Source organism: Nitrospiria bacterium (assembly GCA_036397255.1).
Classification (GTDB): domain Bacteria; phylum Nitrospirota; class Nitrospiria; order DASWJH01; family DASWJH01; genus DASWJH01.
The window spans coordinates 52,816-75,230 of sequence record DASWJH010000087.1; the positions used below are offsets into that span (position 1 = coordinate 52,816).

Here is a 22,415-nt window from a genome sequence, read left to right on the forward strand (position 1 = left end):
CATGGTTATCACCTCCCCATGCGCGTTCAGAGGAAGAATAAAGTCTTCCCCCCTGCTTAGGTAATCTATGGTCTCTTGAGTTAGGATTGCGGGTAAAAAATAAATTTAAAGGGATTTAATCCAATCGCGGTTGCGTTTTTCACTCACAACCTTTTTTTTACTTCCCTCCTTTCTCAATAACAAATTACGTTTTTTCCTAAAAAGTTTTAGCTTTTGGGATCGCTCAACCCAATTTTCCACATCTCGTTTTAGATCAGAGAGATGAATAATCCATTCTTGCCCGGAAATAGCCTCAAACAAGGTATTTTCATACAAAACCAGGATCACTTCACCCGAGGCCACCAAGGTCAGTTCAGAAAGTGGAGATTTTATTTTTGGGAGGAAAGACTGAAGGTTGGCAAGACTCTTTCGGATCCTCTGAAGGGAGATACCAGAATCCAGTAATTTTTTAGCAGTCTTATAGGCAATGAGGTCTTCAAATGAATACCGGGTGTGGCCCCCTCTCGTTTTGAACCGGGAAAGAAATAAACCGCTGGTTCCCCAATACTGAATTTGGCGTTGACTAATTCCAACAATTTCGCAGACCTCAGCCTGGGTAAAAAACCTTTTCTCAATTCCCATCTTCTGGCCTCTGGAGAACCACTAGCGTATTAAAATACCTTGATTGAAAAAACATGTCAAGGAAATTAATACAAATTCTAATAAATATTGTTGTTTTTTTTCTCCAAGGCATTCATTTAATGGATAGATTTTAGGTGCTAAATGAATACAACAAACAACCGTGATTGATAAAATTTAAGGCATTTCATCGAGGGAAGGATTTCTCCATAAATGAATGAAATACGTGCTTTTTATTTCTATTAAGGGAGAAAGACCGTTTCCTGGCTTGAAAAATTCAAATAGGTTATTGAATCGAAAAAGGGATGGAGGCCAATACCGTTCCATCTTCTGCGGTAACCTCCACTTTCCATTCCCCTGTCCATTCGGGAAGAATAATTTTACTGCTATACGTTCTCCAACTCTTGGATCGCACAGGCAATTTGATTTCGGCCCGTAGTTGATCGCCATGAAACCACTTGTGTATGACAAGCGTTTCACCCTCAGATCCTTGAATTCGGGAAAAAGCATACAAGGTTCCTACGCCAGGAGAAAAGGTTTTGGCTATCCCCTGGGGAACAAGGTTCTCAACCCCTGCTGCAATCACGCCATCAGAAACCTGCTGCTGAACCATTGTCTCTTCTTGCGCATTGAGATTTGGGGAAACTGAAAAAACCAAAAGACATGAAAGGGCCAAAGCCCATTGTTGTGCACGCATTTTTTTCTCCTATTGGTGGTTAAATCAGATAAGACCCATCAGGGAATCTTTAAAGTGAGAGTGCCGGATTCCATTTAGAAAAATCCCTTTAAAAAGATACCACAGAAAAACATTTATTTAAAGAACCTCAAACAGTGGATTTTAATCCATCCATTCTTGTAGTCCTTGGCAAACCCTTATACAATAGGACAATGGATCCGGTGACCCATACACTCATCGGGGTCGGCCTAGGCAACGCTTTTTTCCGAAAAACCGTGGGGCCCCACGCCATTCCGATCATGGTCATTGCATCAAATCTGCCTGATGTGGATGCCCTGGTTCATCTGACCGGAAGCCCCGAAGCCATTCTGGCCCGTCGAACCTTCGGGCATTCCGTTCTAATCCTCCCCTTTTTAGCATTTTTGGCCAGCCTGATTTTAAAACGGTTCTGGCCCCATGAAAATATTTCCCGCATTTATGCAATGCTCCTATTGGGAGCCCTGGTCCATCTATTTTTCGATTTAGTCAATTCCTTTGGAGTGGTTCCTCTATGGCCGATGAGCCCCTGGCGGCCCGAATGGGGAATTATCTTTATTATCGATTTGGTTTTAACCGGCTTGTTAGCCCTTCCTCTCCTTCTCAGCTTTCCAAAAAGAATGCGTCCCTGGCTGGTTCCTTTAACCAAGGGCGCACTGGCCTTGGTTTTTCTTTATACTCTGTTTTGCGGGATAAACCGGAATTTGGCTTTAAATATCCTTTTGGAAAAGGGAGACCAATCTCTTTCCTCTGGATTCCAGTACGTTTTCCCAGAACCACTGGGCCCTCACCGATGGCGAGGCGTTACAAGGACCGGTGAAATGTATAAGGTTTTTCTAATCCATTCCCTGCGAGGGGAGATTGAGTTGATTGAAACCGTTTCCACAAACGTCAAAAACCCCATGGTGAAACAGGTCCGCAAAACCCCCTTGGCACAAAAAATCCAATGGTTTTTTAAGGCCCCTGTTTGGGAAGTCAATGAAAACCGCAAAGGGCAAACCCCATCCGTCCGCGTTTACGATCTCCGATTTAAATCCTTGATCATCGAAAGGCCTATTCCTTTTGTTTTCCAATTTTCGGTTCTCTCTAATGGAACCGTGGGGGCTCCCTAAGGCCGGGGTGCTTCCCCTTTGGCTCTTAAACCCATTAAGAAAGGGATTTACAGATAATCCTTGGCGCGCCTGGCAGGAATCGAACCTGCAACCCACAGCTTAGAAGGCTGTTGCTCTATCCTTTGAGCTACAGGCGCGTGAGAGAAAAAAATGGAAGGAAAAACAAAACAGTGGTCGGGGCAAGAGGATTTGATCACGCAGTAATTTGTGGGCAGAGCCCATAAATCATATAATGGTCTTCAAAGAAAAAACATTACGGGACGAGCTGCTGATTTTTGCTGCTCCACCTCCGACTTCCTGCTCCCAAAATAGTTTTCAGGTAAATTTTAACTTTTTATAAGTGCCTGATTTTCTGTCTGATATGGCTGCTAGGCCTTAAACTACAATTAGTTATAACCATTTGTCAAGTCTGGCTATTACTGCTGATTCCTTATGAACCCGCTGGGGTTGGCTACAATTTGGCTACAGTGTTGGGGGGGGGTGAAAATTTTGGATTGAATTTACTGAAAGATTATTTCTAGTTTTTCTCAAGAAAAAATGAACTTTAATTCAGGAAGGAAATGGGCCTCAAAAATTTATGGTTTCACAAGTGGATGGCTAAAAACCACTTTTAATTCAAGGTTGCAGGTCTAACCCTTATGATATGAAGGACCCCTTGCAGCCTTTGAATAGAATATAAACTACCCTGAGAATCCGAAGCCAGCGCCACTGTCCCTTGGGCAATTTTTACCTTTGTACCGGTTATCGAATCAACCCAGAAAATCTCACCGGTTACCTTATTTAATATAAACAAGGAATCATCCAGGGTAACGGCAATGGCGGTTTGAAACGGCGTGGAAAAACCCGATGACAATGAGGTCAAAGAACCCCCCGATGGGATTTTATATAAAATTCCATCAAGCGTACCTGACGTGTAAACATTCGACGCGGTATCCGTTGCAATTCCGTTAAAATCGATTCCATTTACAAGAGTCGAAACAGTTCCTTGTGAGTCAATCTGATACACAAAGTCAGCATCGTTTGCCGTATCTCCGCTTGGTGCATAGAGGAACCCTGCAGGATCAAAAGCAAGTTGTGTGATGGTCCGAGAAGTATTGGGAAAATCTTCTGCGGGAACAAACACGGTGGCGGTTTCATCCGGGGTGACTTTAATAATCTTGCTATGGATGCTCGGTACAGAATCGCCCACAAAAAGATTCCCCGCAGGATCAAAAACCAGGGAACGGGCATCAGGAACACTTGAAAAAGGTGTTATAAACCCACCAGGAGTCACTTTATACACTCCACCATCACCGGTTGTGCCAATGTCCTCCACCGAAGAAACAAAGAAATCCCCTGAAGGACTAACGGTCAATCCTAAAACAAGTTCCGGAACTCCGACCAACTCAATTGCTTTAACAAATTCCGCCTTCAGGTTATCAAAATGGGCTTCAATAGGCTGTCCAGATCTCCGATTAAAGGTCGAAATTTCAATAAATAAGGGGTCCGTTGAAATTCCTGAAATTCCCAGGTAGACCCATTCATTTATGGAACTGTCAAAATAATAACCCCAAATTCGATCCTTAGCTCTTTGTAATCTTAATTTACCATTGGAATCGGAAACACCCGAAGCAAGGACAGGGGTGATTGGAGTTCCCCCGAACACACCGCTCAGTTGGTATCCATCTGAGGTTGCATCTTTTATTCTATCGATATAGGTCTCATTTCCCTGTAAGTCTGTCACACCAAACCCAGCCGTCATAAAGGTTTCTTGCCCAGAAGCTGAAACAGTGGGGAAAATGATCAAATCAAAATCTATAGTAACATCAAAATCCCCCACGAGAATGGCTTGAGAGGAGCGGATTTTGGCATGAATTCCTCCTGGAAAACTGGGGGAGACGGAGTTGGATAGTTTCAATACCCCGTCTTCTGAAATTGCACCGCCGTTTCCAATGTCCCCTCCCAAACTGTCTACGGTTCCGGTAAAATCCACTTGAGTTAAATTAGGAGCCAAACTAGGGTCAGAAAAATCAAATTCAATATAAACGAATTCAATGATCAGGACCCCAACCGATACGGTTCCGTATGGAATGGGGGTCACAGGAGCGGAGGTAGCCTGAAAGACCTCACCATTTTGATTCGTGTAACTGGCCATAACGGTAACAGACCCTTGGATGGTTGGAACATCCATGATCTGAAAAGTGCCATCGGTTATGGTAAGGGCGGTTTGACCGAAATTGGTGGTGACCGTCGCACCGGAAACAGGAAAACCTCCATTATCCAATACCCTTCCCGTTACCGTGGTGTTAGGGTCAGGAATGACATTGATTACGACATCGGACGCAACGCCGACATTTCCGGCAAGATCTATCGCCGTTGCCCCTAATGTGAGGGTACTTGCCCCAACAGGGACCGAAACGTCAAATTCATAGGGCGGGTTCGGATCTGTGAAAACCGTTTGTCCATCCACGATAAAGTTTACCGAGACCACTTGGATATAATCCGTTGCCTGTACCGTCAAAGGGAATGAGGTTCCCTCTATGAAGCTGTCCCCCGATGGTGGAGAAGTAATGGTTACGGTGGGAGCAGTAGAATCCTCAATAAAAAAGATGGTTACAGGCGTAGGAATTCCAAAAGGATAACTGGTGGTATTGGTTCCATTTCCCAATTGGCCGTTAGCGTTACTCCCCCAGCATTTCGCTGTTCCATTCGACAAAATTGCACAGGAATGTTCTCCCCCCGTTGCTATGATGACTGCGGTGGATATTCCGGTAACAGAGACTGGTGTTTTTGCACAATTGTTTGAAAAACAAACCTCGGGGCCTTGCAGGGAACCTGTCCCAATCTGGCCATGATTATTAAGCCCCCAACACTTTATGGTTTGATCGGCTAAAAGGGCACAGGTATTAGCGCTCCCCGAACTGGAAAGTGCTACCCCTGTAGAGAATCCAATAACCGATCCGGGATTGAATATGTAATCAGGCGCACCGATATCCCCTGCAAAGGTCCCATTACCCAGTTGCGACCCATTTGATCCCCAACATTTCGCTATTCCATTGGATAAAAGGGCACAGGTATGGCCATATCCTGCTCCCATAGAAACAACATCAGAAATTCCAGAAACTGAAACAGGCGTTGTACTGCAGGTATAAATTTGACAGGTTTCAGGCCCGGTATTTATTCCATTGCCAAGTTGCCCCCATTGATTCCAACCCCAACACTTTACTGTTCCATCCTCCAAAATTGCACAAGAATGATTGCCCCCGGCTACCACCTCAACCGCTGAATTTATTCCCGTTACAGTGACGGGTACATTTGAGGATGTAACCGTTCCGTTTCCAAGAGGCCCAAAATCATTTCTTCCCCAACACTTCACCGTTCCATCAGAGAGAGCCGCACAAGAGTGATATTCCCCGGCAGCAATATCGATGGCATTGTTTATTCCTATTGCATATGAAGGTAAGTAGGTTGTGGTATTGTTACCGTTTCCAAGAGTCCCCAGGCCATTGTATCCCCAGCAAAGGACTCTCCCATCTGCTATTATTACACAGCTATGGGAGCTTCCCACCGCAATTTTTATCGCTGTTGAAATATTAGGAACCATTAATGGTGTTGATTCAATCCATGGATAATCCCAGTATTTCCCCACCTGACATTGACCGTTATATCCCCAGCACTTAACTGTCCCATTGGAAAGTACGGCACACGTGTGGTTTCCTCCAGCCGCTATATCTCGGATATGGCCTACGTTGATGGTCGCAGTGGTGGTCTCTGAACTGGTCACAACCAGTGTTGTTTCTCCTGGGTTTACTCCTGTGATGGTCACTACCTCCGAAGCACCGGGTTGTAGTTCAATTTGCGTGGGGGAAACGGTTGCAATAACGGAATTCCCGGTCGATACCGTAAGCTGGGTTGGAAAACCGTCATCGTTTTCAAGGCTTATTGTTGCCGTAGCAGTTCCCCCATTAGCCGCCACAAAGATAAGAGAGGGGATAATCACAGTGGTTGGGGCAAGTGGAATAACGGTAAAGTTGAAATTTGCTGTTCCAATCCCGTTATCCACCTGGACCAATGTCGTCCCGATGGTCGCGGTATCGGAAATCACAAATCGTGCGGTAATGGTTGTGGAATCCTCGATGAGGGGATCGGTGACCGTTATGCCGGGATTACCTGTTGTTAATGTTGACGCATCGAGATTGGTCCCTATAATTGTCACATCCACCTCGGTTCCCTGCCGCCCGTAATCCGGAGTGATGGAAGCAAGTGTCGGAGACAAAGATGTCGTGGTCTCCCGTGTGATTTCCAACAAATTTCCAACAGGATCATAATGATAGGTCCCCACATTGCCTGAACCGTCGATGACACGGAACAAGCGGCCGAGTTCATCGTAGACATATTGCGCTTGTTCTGCCTGACCAACAACAGGATAGCAGAGGGATAAAAGTAGAAGCAAAAAACTTCCAAAAAGTTTTAATTTTAAATTTCTATTATGATTGCTATTCGGCAACATTTTTATCTTTTTAAATTGACTTTTAAAACCCATATATTTCCTGCTAATTTCTTTCTAAAAAAAAATTCCACCCCCATCTCCCAATTAATCCAATTGTTCCGTAAACCAAAACATTAACTCCAATGGACAAAACCCAAACAAAAAAATCTCCAGGCCAGAAATTTTCTCCTGGTAGGTTGGTTAGATGCAACCAAAAAGAAGACGGCCATAAATATCGCCAAATTAAAAAGGTTTTGGGGACATCTCCAGGATTTGAATACATTTCAAATCGAATAGCCAAAATAAGTAAGATGGGAACGATAAAGCCTATTCCTCCGAATACCATTAAAACCTTCTTCATGTTTTTTTCCTCAGAATCTCTTCCAATTCAAATATAAACAAACCTGGATCAATTGTATTAGGAGCTTTTAATCCACCCGCTTTCAAAACGTCCGAAGCAAAGGTTGCACAGTTCCGACCATACAGTTTATATTTTCCAGGGTTCACCAAGCGATTAAAAATTACTGCTTCCATTGCTTTATCTTGTTTAGGAGATGTTTTAATCGTAATTATTTTTGTAGGTTTACCTATGTCAAATTTCAACTCACCTGAAGTTTCAAAACCTCCAAAAACCCATAATCTTGTTAATAAGTCTTGTTTTTGTGGATAAAACCCAACGGTTCCCTTGCTATTTACACCAACCCCTATATGTGTAGCAAAAGTAGGATAATATGCAAGAGTCACATCTAGACCAAAAGGGTCGATATATTTTACGGGGTTATTCAAAACATACGCATATAAATTTATATCCCCTCCAGCAAAACCAATTGGATCTTTTGAAATGAACCTGTGGAATGTCGTGCCGTAGTATCTGGTGCGGTGATAATACGTTCCGGCGCCATCATTCTCCCTTCCCGCATATTGAAAAGGATTCAGGGAAGTACCGTTTATCGTCGTTTTTCCAAACGCCTCATATTCATAAGTTGTATCTATTAACCCAGAGGAATCTGAAAGCACCAAGCTGCTTCCTAAAACATCAGTATGGTAAAACTCATTCTCTCCTGCCTGCCGAACAAATGGTTCATCAATATTAAGACTCCTAAGGTATGTCACATCGATCGAGCTTCCTCCAGCCTCAGCCACAATATCATTCCCGTCATATTGAAAATCCGTCACCACTCCGTTAATGGTTTTACTGATTCTCCTCCCCAAAGCATCATATACAAAACTCGCACTCACCCCAGGGCCACTGATTGCAACAAGCCTATTTCTAGCATCCCACATGTACGTTGTCGTTCCACTTGCATCAGTCTGGGAAATTAGATTCCAACTGGCATCATAGGTCAGATTCGGTGTTGGATTATTAAATTGGATCTGCTCATTTGCCGCATCGTAAGCAGCCTGGACTGCATCGGGAAGTAACGTTGCCGTTCCATTTGTTCGGGTAAAGGAGATCCGATTTCCGGCGGCATCGTAGGTATAATTTAATCGTTCAATAAGTTGTTGAGTTGATGTGTTTAAGTGTTCAATTTGTAATATACGGGATGCTTGATCATAGGAGTAAGAGGTTTCAACACCGTTGGGGTAACTTAGAGAAGTCCGACGCCCCGCCGCATCATATCCAAGTCCCACAACCTGAGTTCCCTGGGTCACTTGAGTCAGGCGCGAGGCAGAATCGTATTGATAAGAGACAGGTGTTTGGCCGTTGACAATCATATTAGTTCGCCTGCCAATGGTGTCGTATAGGTATTCTACAGTTCCTTGAGGGGTTAACTCTTGAGTCAGACGGTCAAGACCGTCATACCCAAACTCTATTCTCCCGGAAGTGGAATCCCCAGCGGCGGTCAACCTCCCCGCGGTATCATAAGTGAATGAAGTGGGACTTCCGTCATCGTACTGAGACAAAATCCTTCGATCTAACGCATCATAGGTAAACGTGCTGACCTGTAATTTGCGGTCGGTGAAGTGAAGGGGTCTGAAGGGGTCAAATCTGCTCTTGGCTCATCTTCGAATTTTTTCTCTAACTTCCTAGCCACTCTTCTAACAAGGAGGGCTAGTTGAACTAATCCCCTCCAATCATCAGGGCACCCGCTGCCTTGATGAAACAATGCAGCCTACCAAAATTCCAAAGATGAATAAAGAGGTGAGAAGAAATTTTCATCGGGCAAGCAATTTTTTATGTCAATAAAAGACAAAGAGAAGGTCGGAAAATTTTTGAAAAAAAAATAACATTGGTTAAAAACTTAGCCGATTAAATGTATAAAAATAATAAAGTAGTTAAATTTTTGCCTGATTTTTTTGAAAATTGCTCAAAAATAGCCAAAAAGTTGACTGCTGGTGTGCAGGAAAAAACAAAATTGATGTAAAGGCGTTCTAAAAACAGAGCCGGCACAAGGAAAGAATCTTATTCTTGGGGAGGGTTGGGTTTACTCCTACCCTATTGAAAAGTGGTCGGGGCGAGAGGATTTGAACCTCCGACTTCCTGCTCCCAAAGCAGGCGCGCTACCAGGCTACGCTACGCCCCGATTTTTATAGACTGTATAGTAAAACCTATTTAAATCGTTAAAATCAAATGCTAAGAAGAATTTCCCTAACCTTTTCCAAAGCCCTCGCACGGTGACTAAATTTATTTTTTTCAGCGGGGTTCATTTCCGCAAAGGTTTTATTGAGCTCGGGAAGGAAAAACAGGGGATCGTACCCAAACCCTTGTTCTCCACGGGGGTCCATGGAAATTCTCCCAGAAACTTTTCCTTCAACCACATGGGTTTTGCCCGTTGGTTCGGCTAAGGCCATCACGCAATAAAAATTGGCTTTTCTCTTCTCCTCTGGAACATCCTTTAAAAGCCCCAGCAACTTATCATTATTCTCTTTAAAGGTAACCCCCTCACCCGCAAAACGTGCTGAGTAAAGCCCGGGTTGACCCCCAATGGCCTCCACCTCCAAGCCAGTATCATCCCCCAAGGCCCAGCACCCGGTCATGTTCGATACTTGAACGGCCTTTAATAAGGCATTTTCTTGGTAGGTGTTTCCGGTTTCTTCAATTTCTGGAACATTGGGATATTTCTCTAAAGAGAAAATAGAAAAAGGAATCCCCTTCAGCAAAGCCTTGATCTCTCCAACTTTGTGGGAATTTCCACTAGCAACAATTAAATCACGCACTTTAAAAAAGATCTCCAATGAGTTTCTTTTCCAATTGAATCAGCTTTTTAATACCCTGTTGGGCCACACTGATAAACCGATTCAATTCTTCCCGTTTAAAAGGATCGGTCTCTGCGGTCCCTTGAATCTCGACAAATTTCCCCTTTCCGGTCATTACAAAGTTCATATCTACTTCCGCCCGGGAATCCTCCCCATAGGTCAAATCCAGCAGAATCTCACCTTCGATTTTTCCAACACTGATGGCCGCCAAATAATCCTTGAGTGGGTTCTTTTTAATCAGGTCTTTTTTTTTGGCAAAGGACAGCGCATCGGATAAAGCGATAAACGCTCCTGTAATGGAGGCGGTTCTGGTTCCTCCGTCCGCTTGAATCACATCACAGTCGATCCAAACGGTGCGCTCCCCCAATTCTTCAAGATCCATAACCGCGCGAAGGGACCGGCCGATGAGGCGTTGAATTTCATGGGTTCTTCCCCCGATTTTTCCTCTGGCCGATTCCCTAGCCATCCGTTCATGGGTGGAACGGGGAAGCATGGCATATTCCGCGGTGACCCACCCTTTTCCTTTCCCTTTCAGGAAGGATGGCACCCGATCTTCAAGAGAAGCGTTGCAGATGACTTTGGTTTCCCCCATTTCAATGAGGACGGAACCTTCAGCATGCTTAATAAAACCCCGGGAAATTTTAACTGGGCGAAGCTGCTTCTTTTTCCTGCCATCTTGCCTCATCTAGGGTCTCCAGAAAATTTGAAATGATTGGAAATTTGGAAAAAAGTGAAAGGGGGAAGTATATCCTAGGAACAAACAAAGTTCAACTTTGCAAAGTGATTCAAGGAATGGATTGAGAATGGTAAGGTCTTTAGGGAAATGATCAGGGGGTTTGAACCCGGTCCCCTTTAATGACCGCTTCGTTTGCTTGAAGAATCCTGGCGGTAGCGGTCGATTCCTGGGTTCCAATGACCTCCAGCTGGCCAATCACATAACCGGGAAGTTGGACCCCCTTGCCCGGAGAAAAACGGGAGGTTTTCTTTCCGGACCGGGTCACATTAAACCGGTCTCCAGGGGAAACACCCTGCTGCCTTCCCATATCCAGGTAGACCACATCATGTTGCCCGTTGAGGGTTTTCTGTTCCTTCATCTCGACGATATAACCAGAAAGTGGGGTGGAGGAAACGGTGGAAGAAAAAGAAGATTGAAGGGACGGACCATCGAAGGCCGCCACTTCATTTCCCCGAAAGATGGCATCAAAGGATGTAATGATCCGTGCAGAAGCGGTCTCCGATTGAACAGAGGTAACCTCCAAAACCCCTTGGATTCGGATTAATTCTCCCAATTTTGCGCGGGTTTTTGGATGTTTGACCTTTTTGACCCTTTTAAAAACAATGAATCGATCCGCCTTTTGAGGGTTACTCCCTTGGCCAGGCCGAATATAAATCAAATCTCCCTGGCTCAACATCTCTTGGTTTCCCAAAGCACCAACAATTACTCCGGTGGAGGTTTGGTTGGATAAAATGTACCCGCTGGACAGTAAAGTGTTAGGATTCAAAACCGGTTTTGGGGAAGAAGTCTTCGCCTTGGGTTTAGGCATTTGTACCACCTTTTCTTCCGGCGCTGGGACTGCTTCAACTTCTTCAAACACGTTTTCCTCTGGTTTCTCCATTACGGGTTCCACTACTTCTTGGGGAGGCGCTTCCATAACCTCCTGAGGCTTCATTAGTTCACTGGGAAGGCGCAGAATTAGGCCGGGATAAATTAAATCTGGGTTTGCAATATTCCGATTGGCCCCCCAAAGCTTCGGCCACAGAAAAGGATCGGTTAACTTTGAAAAGGAAATAGACCACAAGGTATCCCCTTCGATGACCCTGTATTGATCCGATTTTTCCACTCCCGATTTGGGCTCTTCCATGGAAGCGGGAATGGAAACAACTCCGGACGTTTCTTCCTCAACGGCTTCTTCTGGAAAAGATTCCTCCTCAGATTGGGCTTCCTCTACCCTGTTTTCTTCCATTAAATCCGGTTCATTTTGCAAAGGGGAAACCTCTTCCAATTCATCGTTTCCGGGAAGGGTTTGGGACACTTCTTGAGCCCCCAAAGGACTCTGATGGGCTATAAAAAACAAAGAAAAGAAAAAGACACCCAAGGTAAAAAACCTTAACTGAATCATTACAGTCTCCCCTTTTTTTCTGAAATTTTGTTTAATTGGGATCGAAGAAATTTCTACAGATTCAAGGGTATCAGAAAGGACCCGATTGTCAAGTCAATTGGCTGCCTGGTGCCGAAGGGGGGACTCGAACCCCCACGGGGTCACCCCCACTAGACCCTGAACCTAGCGTGTCTACCAATTCCACCACTTCGGCCTTCTCAATTTGGCGGATCATGCTAACAAAAGGTATTGCAAGGTGTCAATCCTTTAACATCACTCAATTAACCCTTGACAGGAAAAAGAAAATTATGGTACTTAACTACCTGAGTAGTTATAATGCAGATTTTTAGAACATAAAGAATCAAAAAGGTGGTGAGTCGTTGAAAAACATGGTTTCAAAACTATCTGAACTGGGGCTTTCAGGGTATGAAGCAAAGGCTTATATTGCCTTAACAAAAGAAAAACCTTCCACTGCCTATGAGATTGCCAAGGTGTCCGGGATCCCCACCTCAAAAATTTACGAAGTGTTAGGCAAACTCCTTGAAAAACAACTCATTTTTCCCTTGGAGGATGATCAGGCCAAAACCAAACATTATATTCCCATGAATCCGGACGAAGTTTTAAATCATTACCTGACCAACATGAAAGGATTAGTCGGTTCGCTTAAAAAAGATTTTCACAAGCTCAATAATGCCCAAGAATTCGGCCACATTTGGAACATTTCAGATTATGACCATCTTGTCAATAAGGCCCACCGGATGATAGAATCTACCAAAAAAGTCATCCTGGCTTCCCTGTGGGCGGAAGAACTCGATGTGTTGGAAAACCCCTTACAAAAAGCCCAGGAACGGGGGGTTCAGATTGCGTTAGTCCATTTTGGCATTCCCAAAAAAAGGGTGGGACAAGTTTACCATCACCCCATAGAGGATAGACTTTTTACCGAACAGGGAGGAAGAGGATTTGTTCTGGTGGTGGACTCTTTTCAGGTCCTCATGGGAACCATCGGACAAGATGGATCCACGGAAGGGGCATGGAGTCAAAACAAAGGTTTTGTGGCCCTGGCCGAAGACTATGTCAAACACGATGTCTATATTACTAAAATCATAAGACGTTTTGAAAAAGAGCTGATCCAAACATTCGGGGAAAATTATGTAATGCTCCGGAATGTATTCCAAGATGAAGAAAAAACAGAAACCCTATATCCTGTCTCAGGAGCAAGAAGATCTGATGGCATCACCTAACTACCAAGGTTTACCTCCAAAACAAGGTTTGTATGACCCCCAAAATGAGCACGATGCATGTGGAATCGGTTTTGTGGCAAATGTAAAAGGCAACAAAACCCACAAAATCGTGGAGCAGGGTCTTGAAGTGCTTAGAAATCTAGCTCACCGGGGCGCCGTGGGGTGTGATCCCTGTACGGGCGATGGTGCGGGAATCCAGATACAGGTTCCCCACGAATTCCTGAAGCGGACTTGCGGTGATTTGGGGATTCGTCTCCCTGAATCAGGGGAATATGGAGTGGGAATGGTCTTTTTACCCCAGGAACCTGGCCAACGTCTTCACTGTGAGGCCTTAATGGAACGGGTCATCCGGGAAGAGGGGCAACGGCTATTGGGGTGGAGAGATGTTCCTGCTAAAGAAGATCAAATTGGAGCGGTGGCCAAAAAATGTATGCCTGCTATCCGGCAGATTTTCATTGAACGGGATATCCTGAGCGAATCACAATTTGAGAGGAAATTATATGTTATTCGAAGGAGAGTGGAAAAGGCCATTCACGAATCCGCCATTTCGGATCGTGAATCTTTTTACATTCCTAGCCTCTCCTGCAATACCCTGGTTTACAAGGGACTCCTTCTTCCCGAACAGATGCCCCTCTTTTATCCAGACCTTGCTGATCAGACCGTAATCAGTTCATTGGCATTGGTTCACTCCCGATTCTCCACCAATACCTTTCCCACCTGGCCAAGGGCTCATCCCTACCGGTATATTTGCCATAACGGGGAAATCAACACCCTAAAGGGAAATATCAATTGGATGCGGGCCCGCCAGGGACGTTTATCCTCAGATCTCTTTGGGGAAGATATTGAAAAATTATTTCCAATTATTGGTGAGGGAGAAAGTGATTCGGCCTGCTTTGACAATGCCCTGGAATTTCTGGTGATGGGAGGCCGCTCTCTTCCCCACGCCATGATGATGTTGATTCCCGAAGCCTGGTCCGGAAACGCCGATATGGATTTGGACCTGCGGGGATTTTATGAATACCACGCCGCCATGATGGAGCCCTGGGATGGTCCCGCAGCGGTCTTGTTTACCGACGGAAAGGTTATCGGGGCTGCCTTGGACCGAAACGGGCTTCGCCCCGGAAGATATGTGGTCACCCATGACGATTTTGTGGTTATGTCATCTGAGGCTGGGGTTTTAAATTTTCGGCCCGAAGAGGTTCTCACCAAAGGACGGCTTCAGCCCGGAAAGATGTTCCTGGTGGACACTTCCCAAGGACGGATTATTTACGACGAAGAAATCAAAAACAAGATGGCCTCCCGAAAACCTTACCGGGATTGGGTGGCCTCCAAGCGGATCAACATCGAAGACCTCCCGGAACCCTTTAATGTTCTTCAACCCGATCACGTCACCCTTCGTGAACGCCAACAGGCATTCGGTTACACCATTGAAGATTTGAAAATGTTAATGACCCCTATGGCCGTAACCGGAGAGGAAGCCACCGGGTCCATGGGAAACGATACCCCATTGGCTGTGTTATCTGCTCATCCCCAACCTCTGTTTAAATATTTTAAACAATTGTTTGCCCAGGTGACGAACCCCCCCATTGACCCGATTCGGGAACAATTGGTCATGTCCCTGGCTACCAATATCGGGCCAAAAGCCAATCTTCTCAGCGAAACACCTGAGTCCTGCCGGAGGATTAAGGTTCCTCAACCCATACTCACCAATGCGGATTTAGAAAAAATCCGGACCATTGCCGATGGACATTTTAAAACAAAAACCTTGTCCCTTTTGTTTCCAGTAGCAAGGGGACCCCGAGGACTGGCCTCTGCCCTGGAAAATCTATGCACTCAAGTGTCAGAAGCCATCGAAGAAGATTACAAATTTGTTATCCTCAGCGACCGAGGGGTCAATTCGGAATGGGCCCCGATTCCCAGCCTGCTTGGAATTTCCACGGTCCACCACCATCTCATCCGAGAATGTACCCGAACCGAAGTGGGACTTATCATGGAAAGCGGAGAACCACGGGAGGTCCATCATTTTGCCTGCTTGATCGGGTATGGCGCCGGGTCTGTTAACCCCTACCTGGCCTTCGAAACCTTAACGGATATGGTTCGTGATGGTTACCTTCCGGAAGCCATTGATGAAACCACAGCAGAAACCAAATATATTAAAGCCATCAATAAAGGGCTTCTTAAAATTTTTTCAAAAATGGGAATTTCAACCGTTCAAAGTTATTGCGGAGCACAAATCTTTGAAGCCATCGGACTAAACTCTGATTTGATTGCCCGATATTTTACCGGCACCCCCTCCCGCATCGGAGGGATTGGAATTGAAACATTGGGCGAAGAAGCGCTCCGGCGTCACGCCATTGCCTATCAAACCGGCCCCATGCATCAATTAGAATATGGCGGAGAATATCACTACCGAATTCAAGGAGAACATCATAATTGGAACCCTCAAACCATTATGAACCTCCAACACGCCACCAAAACCAATGAATATAAAACCTACAAAAAATTTAGCGAATTGGTCAATGATGAAAGCCAGGTTCGGTCCAACATTCGTGGTCTTTTCGAGTTCAGAACAGGGACGCCGATTCCAATCGAAGAGGTTGAACCCGCAACCGAAATTGTGAAGCGGTTCACCACCGGTGCCATGTCCTATGGTGCTTTAAGTAAAGAGGCCCACGAAACATTGGCCGTGGCCATGAACCGAATAGGGGGAAAGAGCAATACCGGTGAAGGGGGAGAAGATCCCGAGCGGTATATTCCCTTGCCCAACGGAGATTCCAAAAACAGCGCTATCAAACAGGTGGCCTCTGCTCGGTTCGGTGTCACCACCCAATACCTGGTGAATGCAAAAGAACTGCAGATTAAAATGGCGCAAGGGGCCAAACCGGGAGAAGGTGGGCAGCTCCCTGGACACAAGGTGGATGAAAGTATTGCCCGATTGAGGTATTCCACCCCCGGGGTTCAGTTGATCTCCCCTCCTCCCCATCACGACATCTATTCCATCGAAGACCTGGCCCAATTAATTTACGACCTCAAAAATGCAAACCCTGAAGCGGATATTTCCGTCAAGTTGGTTTCGGAGGTTGGCGTGGGAACGGTTGCGGCGGGAGTGGCAAAGGCCCATGCGGATAAAATCTTAATTTCCGGAGATTCGGGGGGAACAGGGGCTTCTCCCCTGAGCTCCATCAAGCATGCCGGGGTCCCTTGGGAGCTGGGCTTGGCCGAAACCCAGCAAACCCTCGTCCTCAATAACCTGAGGGGCCGTGTAAAAATTGAAACAGACGGCCAAATGAAAACAGGCCGGGATGTTATCATCGCAGCACTATTGGGGGCCGAAGAATTTGGTTTTTCCACCGCCCCATTGATTGTGGAAGGGTGCATCATGATGCGAAAATGCCATCTAAACACCTGTCCTGTTGGGGTGGCCACCCAAGATCCCGCTTTACGGAAAAAATTCGCCGGACAACCTGAGCATGTGGTCAACTATTTCTTCTTTTTGGCGGAGGAAGTGCGGGAATTCATGGCCCTTTTAGGATTTAAAACCATGGCCGAAATGATCGGGCGAGTCGATAAGATTAAACCCCAAAAAGCCATCGATCACTGGAAAGGGAAGGGTCTGGATTTAAGCCTAATCCTGGCTCTTCCCTCGGCACCCCCTGAATACCCACGGCACTGTGTCGAAAAACAAGACCATGGTTTAAAAACCGCTTTGGATCACAAGCTAATTGAATTGGCAAAACCCGCAATTGAATATAAGGAACCGGTGGAAATCTCCCTTCCCATCCGAAATATCTACCGAACCGTTGGGGGACTCCTCTCCGGTAAAATTGCTAAAAAATATGGAATGGAAGGGCTTCCACCCAACACCATCCATTTTAAATTTAAAGGAACCGCCGGGCAGAGCTTTGGAGCATGGTTGGTAAATGGTGTCACCTTTACATTAGAAGGGGAAAGTAATGATTATTTGGGAAAAGGGATGTCGGGAGGCCGCATTGTGGTCTATCCCCAAAAAGGCTCCAACTTCCCCCCCGAGGAAACCATCATAATTGGTAACGTTGCACTGTATGGGGCCATTGCCGGTGAAGGCTATTTTTATGGGATGGCAGGGGAGCGGTTTGCCGTTCGAAATTCAGGTGTCCAGGCAGTGGTAGAAGGCGTTGGAGACCACGGTTGTGAATATATGACAGGGGGTGTGGTGGTGGTTTTAGGAAAAACCGGCCGGAACTTTGCCGCAGGAATGAGCGGTGGGGTTGCTTTTGTACTTGACGAAAATGGGATTTTTAAACATCAGTGCAATCTCAGTATGGTGGAATTAGAACCGGTTAAAGATCCGGCAGACCAGACCCTTTTACGGAGTCTGATTGAGCGTCACCAACAATACACCGGAAGCCGAAAAGCAAAAAAAGTTTTGGATGAATGGAGTGCCACCTTGCCTAAATTTTTGAGGGTGATGCCTGTGGAATACAAAAGGGTTCTTCAGCAACGGAAACTTCAAAAGAAAACCACTTCAAAAAAGGAAACAGCGCTTCATGGGGGATAATAAAGGATTTTTAAAATTTAAGCGGGAGGGGCCAGAAAGACGCCCAGTCGAAAATCGCATTAAAGACTGGAATGAATTCTACCAGCCCTTTCCAGAAGAAGCCCTAAAAGCCCAGGGAGCCAGATGCATGGACTGTGGGATTCCCTTCTGCCAAGGAGACACCGGCTGCCCGGTTCAAAATATGATTCCCGATTGGAATGACCTGGTCTTTCAAGGCCGGTGGCAAGATGCCTTGAAGAGGCTTCATTTAACCAATAATTTTCCAGAATTTACGGGAAGACTGTGTCCAGCCCCCTGTGAAACAGCCTGCGTCCTTGGACTCATTGATGACCCGGTTTCCATTCGCGTGGTGGAATGGAACATTATCGATCGCGGTTTTGATGAGGGATGGGTTTCCCCTGTGTTAGCTGAGGAGAACACGGGTAAGAAGGTTGCCATTATTGGGTCAGGACCCGCAGGTTTAGCGGCGGCACAACAATTGGCCCGATGGGGCCATAACGTCACTGTTTTTGAGAAAGACGATCGAATTGGGGGACTGCTGCGCTATGGCATCCCCGATTTTAAGATGGAAAAATGGGTCATTGACCGCCGCCTTGAACAAATGGAAGCCGAAGGGGTGGAATTTAAAACCAAGATAGAGGTGGGAAAAGACCTATCCGTAGAAGACCTCCGCAATCAATTCGATGCAATCTGTTTGGCCGGAGGAGCCATGGCAGGAAGAAATTTGGATATTCCCGGACGTGACCTCAATGGGGTTCATATGGCAATGGCGTTTCTAACACAACAGAATAAGAGAAACGCGGGAGACGCCATTCCGCCAGAGACAATTATTTCAGCCAAAGGAAAACGTGTAGTGATCATTGGTGGGGGAGATACGGGATCAGACTGCCTGGGAACTGCCCACCGCCAGGGAGCCATTGAAGTTCATCAGTTTGAACTTTTACCGGAGCCCCCGCCCACCCGGGCGGAATCCACACCCTGGCCGCTTTGGCCCATGCAGCTTCGCTCCTCCCATGCCCATGAGGAAGGCTGCGATCGGCAATGGAGCATTTCCACGAAAGCTTTTTCAGGGAAAAACGGACAGGTGAAAAAGCTCCATGCCATCCAGGTGGAGATGAAACAAAGTGCAAATGGCCGATTTGGTTTTGAGGAAATACCGGGTACTGAGCTGGATATGGATGTGGATTTGGTCCTGCTGGCCATGGGGTTTACTGGCCCGCTCAAAGAAGGACTCTTGGCGGATCTTCAGGTCCAATTGGATACCCGAGGGAATGTTTCCGTGGATGATAATTACATGAGCAGTGTGGAAGGCGTTTTTGCGGCAGGTGATATGAAACGAGGGGCATCCCTTATCGTTTGGGCGATTCGTGAGGGAAGGGACGCTGCACAAGGAATTGACCAGTACCTCCGAAAAAAAGAACCCGCATCCACCGCGGCCCTAATAAATCATCGCGCCTCAATTTAGCTCACCCCTTTCCATTATTAAATCTGAGAATGTTCTTCACTTTCTTTCTCCTTAGGTAAAACCTTTTTCTTGGGAACCTTCATAAATGCTGCGTTGTCACTGAAAATCACATTATAATGGGTTTCCACCTTCTGTTCATTGTTGGGATGAACTGGGGGTGGCCCATGAAAAAATTTTTTCCCCACAAATGAAACCTTTCCCTCAAAAGCGCCCAAAGACGTAGATGAATCGTTCCACACCATTGCCCGATTCAATTTTAAAAACCCATTCAATTTGATGGCTTTGACTGCAAAGGGAGCCATTTTTTCCAAAACGGAACCAATAGGAATTTCCCCTTCTTTTTCTTTGGACGCCTTCCCGTATCGTTGAAGGTGATCGGAAACAAAATCCTTCCACCGGATCTTGTCCGTATAACTGGCATTATACTGAATCACAATTTGATAAAGCCTGTCACGGTAAAAAAGACAGTAAACCCCCTCGATCCCCGGCCTTGCGGAAACAGATGGAACATAATAAAATTTCTCTTCCTCCAAAAGTTCTACCGTATCCTCAATCATCTGAATTCTAACCTTGGCGGTCAAATCTGATAAGGTCATTCCCAAAGAGAGCTTTCCAAAACTTCTTGAAATCGGCTCATCTGACAAAGACCCTTGAGGCACCCCTAAAGGAAGGGTTAGAATGACCAAAAGAAACAATGGAAATTTTTTAAGGGATCTCATCATTTTTGAAATAAATCTTTCTATCGCTGAACATACGCTTAAGACCCTCATAACGTCAACGCCAAATAATCATGGGAACATTGACATTGAATCCTATTTCAATTTAACTTTAAAAAGTTTTTTATTAAGGGAAACCTTTATGCAAGATCTATGGAATCAAAAAGGGAATGAATTTTTTCAAAAGGGGAATCTCAGTGAGGCCCTTACGTATTATCAAAAGGCATTAAAGGTCTACCGTGACGCTAACCGTCCCCGAGAAATTGCCACCACATTGGGAAATTTGGGAAATGTCTATGGTTCATTGGGAAAACTGGAGGAAGCGACCCTATGCTACAAAGAAATCCTCAGCATCTATTCGGATCTGGAGGATGAGTGGGGAATTGGTAGAACCTTAGTCAATATGGGAAACCTCCACGCGGATGCGGGAAATAGGGAACGGGGAGAGGCTTACTATTTAGAAGGAAAGGACATTTTGGAGCGTTTGGGAGACAGTCAGGGTCTCTCCACGCTGTATCAAAACTTGGGCCTTCTGACACGGGATCAAAAAAGATTTGAAGAAGCTCTCTCCTTCTTTAAAACCGGAATACAACATTCCAGAAGAACGTCCGATGCTATCCGGGAGTCCTCTATTCTGGCAAGTATCGGAAAAACCTATTTACTCATGAAAAAACCAGACCTTTCATTAGGAGCGTGCCAGGACTCTCTGAACCTTGCAAAAAAAATAGGCTACGAAATGGGCCGAGCCTCGGCACTCTATCATATGGTATCAGCCTATGAAGATCTGGGAAATAAAACCCAAGCGATTGAAGTTCTCACCGAAGTGATCCGAATTGATGAAAAATATCATCTTCCCAAGCTTCAAGAAAACCGTGAAAGACTCAGAAAAATGAAAGCACAAATTTAGAAAAAAGAGAGCATAAAAAATTTTCTAAACCGATTTTAATTTAAGGGAATCATTCATTTCATTTTTTTTACCTACACCCCACCTTTTATCCCAGATCTTTCCTTTTTAAAAAACATACAATTTCACCCCATTTTTTTGTGCGGCATACCCATGTTTTTGTTAGTATAAGAGGTATACCCATACGAGGAGACCCTAGATAACTTAATAAATAATTATGCAATTGTGATAAAGAAAAGGTTAAAATGGAATATCGTTTTTACCGGGGGATAAAAGGTTTCCAATGCCTAAACTATTAATTTTGTTTATAATTTTTGGATTTCTGACAGGTTGCGGGAGTGAAGGTGGAGGGGATCCCAACGTCAATCAAGGAGAAGGTTCCGCGGCTAAACCCGCTAACCTATTCGGGGATTGGAATGGACAGGTATTTAATAAAGCAACAGGCATTACCACAGCGCTAAACATCAATGTGAATCGGGCCGTAATTTTTTCAAAAACCCAAAATGGCAGAACTCCTAATGGTGCCGTTGAAATTTCAGGGGATATTGCCCTCAAAAACAATAATTGTTTTAAGGATACCCCAATCACTTTTTCTGACCAAAGGGTAACAGGCGAAGAAATTAAAATAAACCTTCCTTACCTAAATTCTATTGGAGATATCCATTTGGTGGGTACTGTGGGGGGGAACCAGATCACAGGAACGTTTGAGATTATAGGGGGTGGAATTTGCGATGGAAATAAAGGAACATGGAGTGTAACGAATTCGATTCCACCTGCAGAATCGTTTAACAACCTTTTTGGTCCTCCCCTGAATATCCTGGGGGAATGGGAGGGAACCTGGTCTAATCAAAATAGTCTAAGCATCCTGAACATGGCATTCAAATTTATTTCAGTCACACCCCAAACACCCCTGAACGAAGTTGAAGTGGATGGTTTTTTAACCCTTTCACCTACTCCTATCCCTTGCTCAAAAATAAAACTTCAGCCATTCACCGAAACGATTTCCAATGATCAAATTTCGATAAAAGCCCAGGCAATGGATGATTTAAATATTTTAGTTTTATCAGGGGTAGATATTCATTTTACGGGGACCCTGGAACCCAATAAAATCGGAGGGTCTTTTAAAGTGTCTAGACCCAACAATGCTCCAGGTTTAATTTCCTGTTTGGGGGATACAGGGACTTGGGAGGCACTTCCAACAAAAACCTAGTATAATGACACGTTAATTAAGAAACATAATGCTGACCCAGTTTCAGATCCGCATCTTGGCGAGTGAAGCTCCATGCGATGCCGCAACGGTCGGTGTTGCGTCGTTGCTGCCAAGCAGCCACTTCAAGCGTGATCG

14 protein-coding genes and 3 tRNA genes are annotated in these 22,415 nt (G+C 45.3%); 6 read left to right on the forward strand and 11 right to left on the reverse strand.

Annotated features, from left to right (window positions below):
* Nucleotides 1-105: 105 nt before the first annotated feature.
* The gene (locus tag VGB26_11735; GenBank protein HEX9758448.1) at nt 106-621 is read right to left on the reverse strand and encodes a MerR family transcriptional regulator; all 516 of its coding nucleotides are present in this window, start codon (nt 619-621) and stop codon (nt 106-108) included.
* A 283-nt stretch (nt 622-904) separates the two neighbouring features.
* Nucleotides 905-1,315 (reverse strand): DUF2914 domain-containing protein, encoded by a 411-nt coding sequence (locus tag VGB26_11740; GenBank protein HEX9758449.1) that lies wholly within the window; start codon nt 1,313-1,315, stop codon nt 905-907.
* A gap of 191 nt (nt 1,316-1,506) precedes the next feature.
* Here VGB26_11740 and VGB26_11745 point away from each other — a divergent pair, with 191 nt between their 5' ends.
* A complete protein-coding gene (locus VGB26_11745; protein HEX9758450.1) occupies nt 1,507-2,442 on the forward strand; it encodes a metal-dependent hydrolase in 936 nt (311 codons plus the stop codon).
* Between the two features lie 61 nt (nt 2,443-2,503).
* Here VGB26_11745 and VGB26_11750 read toward each other — a convergent pair.
* The 8 genes from VGB26_11750 to VGB26_11785 all read right to left on the reverse strand — a co-directional run bounded on the left by VGB26_11750 (nt 2,504) and on the right by VGB26_11785 (nt 12,421).
* A tRNA-Arg gene (locus VGB26_11750) sits at nt 2,504-2,579 on the reverse strand.
* 473 nt (nt 2,580-3,052) lie between these two features.
* Nucleotides 3,053-6,964: an Ig-like domain-containing protein gene (locus tag VGB26_11755; protein ID HEX9758451.1), complete on the reverse strand. Its 3,912-nt coding sequence runs from the start codon at nt 6,962-6,964 to the stop codon at nt 3,053-3,055.
* A gap of 303 nt (nt 6,965-7,267) precedes the next feature.
* A complete protein-coding gene (locus VGB26_11760) occupies nt 7,268-8,815 on the reverse strand; it encodes an RHS repeat-associated core domain-containing protein (protein HEX9758452.1) in 1,548 nt (515 codons plus the stop codon).
* A gap of 543 nt (nt 8,816-9,358) precedes the next feature.
* Nucleotides 9,359-9,435: transfer RNA gene (locus VGB26_11765), tRNA-Pro, on the reverse strand.
* Nucleotides 9,436-9,478: 43 nt separating this feature from the next.
* Nucleotides 9,479-10,069 carry an XTP/dITP diphosphatase gene (locus VGB26_11770; protein ID HEX9758453.1) on the reverse strand — a complete coding sequence of 197 codons (591 nt, stop codon included), beginning with the start codon at nt 10,067-10,069 and terminating at the stop codon, nt 9,479-9,481.
* A gap of 1 nt (nt 10,070) precedes the next feature.
* Nucleotides 10,071-10,793: a ribonuclease PH gene (gene rph, locus VGB26_11775; protein ID HEX9758454.1), complete on the reverse strand. Its 723-nt coding sequence runs from the start codon at nt 10,791-10,793 to the stop codon at nt 10,071-10,073.
* Nucleotides 10,794-10,935: 142 nt separating this feature from the next.
* Nucleotides 10,936-12,228 (reverse strand): LysM peptidoglycan-binding domain-containing protein, encoded by a 1,293-nt coding sequence (locus VGB26_11780; protein HEX9758455.1) that lies wholly within the window; start codon nt 12,226-12,228, stop codon nt 10,936-10,938.
* Nucleotides 12,229-12,334: 106 nt separating this feature from the next.
* Nucleotides 12,335-12,421: transfer RNA gene (locus tag VGB26_11785), tRNA-Leu, on the reverse strand.
* Between the two features lie 175 nt (nt 12,422-12,596).
* Here VGB26_11785 and VGB26_11790 point away from each other — a divergent pair.
* From VGB26_11790 to VGB26_11800, 3 genes are read left to right on the forward strand one after another with little or no spacing between them, the layout of a single operon-like run.
* On the forward strand, nt 12,597-13,448 hold the full coding sequence (locus tag VGB26_11790; protein HEX9758456.1) for a helix-turn-helix domain-containing protein: 852 nt from the start codon (nt 12,597-12,599) through the stop codon (nt 13,446-13,448).
* Nucleotides 13,435-17,985 carry a glutamate synthase large subunit gene (gltB, locus tag VGB26_11795; protein HEX9758457.1) on the forward strand — a complete coding sequence of 1,517 codons (4,551 nt, stop codon included), beginning with the start codon at nt 13,435-13,437 and terminating at the stop codon, nt 17,983-17,985. Before VGB26_11790 ends, gltB begins: the two co-directional genes overlap by 14 nt.
* Nucleotides 17,975-19,450, forward strand: a complete 1,476-nt coding sequence (locus VGB26_11800) for a glutamate synthase subunit beta (GenBank protein ID HEX9758458.1) — start codon at nt 17,975-17,977, stop codon at nt 19,448-19,450. Before gltB ends, VGB26_11800 begins: the two co-directional genes overlap by 11 nt.
* Nucleotides 19,451-19,467: 17 nt before the next feature.
* Here VGB26_11800 and VGB26_11805 read toward each other — a convergent pair whose 3' ends face one another.
* Nucleotides 19,468-20,172, reverse strand: coding sequence for a hypothetical protein (locus VGB26_11805; protein ID HEX9758459.1), 705 nt, complete (start codon nt 20,170-20,172; stop codon nt 19,468-19,470).
* A gap of 136 nt (nt 20,173-20,308) precedes the next feature.
* On the opposite strand from VGB26_11805, the gene VGB26_11810 reads away from it, so the two are divergent.
* Together VGB26_11810 and VGB26_11815 are read left to right on the forward strand one after the other, a co-directional pair.
* Nucleotides 20,309-21,073 carry a tetratricopeptide repeat protein gene (locus VGB26_11810; GenBank protein ID HEX9758460.1) on the forward strand — a complete coding sequence of 255 codons (765 nt, stop codon included), beginning with the start codon at nt 20,309-20,311 and terminating at the stop codon, nt 21,071-21,073.
* 280 nt (nt 21,074-21,353) lie between these two features.
* Nucleotides 21,354-22,280, forward strand: a complete 927-nt coding sequence (locus VGB26_11815) for a hypothetical protein (GenBank protein ID HEX9758461.1) — start codon at nt 21,354-21,356, stop codon at nt 22,278-22,280.
* Nucleotides 22,281-22,415: the final 135 nt, after the last annotated feature.

Excerpts from the sequence above, each read along its gene's own strand:
- VGB26_11745 (HEX9758450.1), top strand. The coding sequence starts at position 1,507 with ATGGATCCGGTGACCCATACACTCATCGGGGTCGGCCTAGGCAACGCT.
- VGB26_11755 (HEX9758451.1), bottom strand. The coding sequence starts at position 6,964 with ATGGGTTTTAAAAGTCAATTTAAAAAGATAAAAATGTTGCCGAATAGC.
- VGB26_11780 (HEX9758455.1), bottom strand. The coding sequence starts at position 12,228 with ATGATTCAGTTAAGGTTTTTTACCTTGGGTGTCTTTTTCTTTTCTTTG.
- VGB26_11790 (HEX9758456.1), top strand. The coding sequence starts at position 12,597 with ATGGTTTCAAAACTATCTGAACTGGGGCTTTCAGGGTATGAAGCAAAG.
- VGB26_11810 (HEX9758460.1), top strand. The coding sequence starts at position 20,309 with ATGCAAGATCTATGGAATCAAAAAGGGAATGAATTTTTTCAAAAGGGG.
- VGB26_11815 (HEX9758461.1), top strand. The coding sequence starts at position 21,354 with ATGCCTAAACTATTAATTTTGTTTATAATTTTTGGATTTCTGACAGGT.
- gltB (HEX9758457.1), top strand. The coding sequence starts at position 13,435 with ATGGCATCACCTAACTACCAAGGTTTACCTCCAAAACAAGGTTTGTAT.
- VGB26_11800 (HEX9758458.1), top strand. The coding sequence starts at position 17,975 with ATGGGGGATAATAAAGGATTTTTAAAATTTAAGCGGGAGGGGCCAGAA.
- VGB26_11735 (HEX9758448.1), bottom strand. The coding sequence starts at position 621 with ATGGGAATTGAGAAAAGGTTTTTTACCCAGGCTGAGGTCTGCGAAATT.
- VGB26_11740 (HEX9758449.1), bottom strand. The coding sequence starts at position 1,315 with ATGCGTGCACAACAATGGGCTTTGGCCCTTTCATGTCTTTTGGTTTTT.
- rph (HEX9758454.1), bottom strand. The coding sequence starts at position 10,793 with ATGAGGCAAGATGGCAGGAAAAAGAAGCAGCTTCGCCCAGTTAAAATT.
- VGB26_11805 (HEX9758459.1), bottom strand. The coding sequence starts at position 20,172 with ATGATGAGATCCCTTAAAAAATTTCCATTGTTTCTTTTGGTCATTCTA.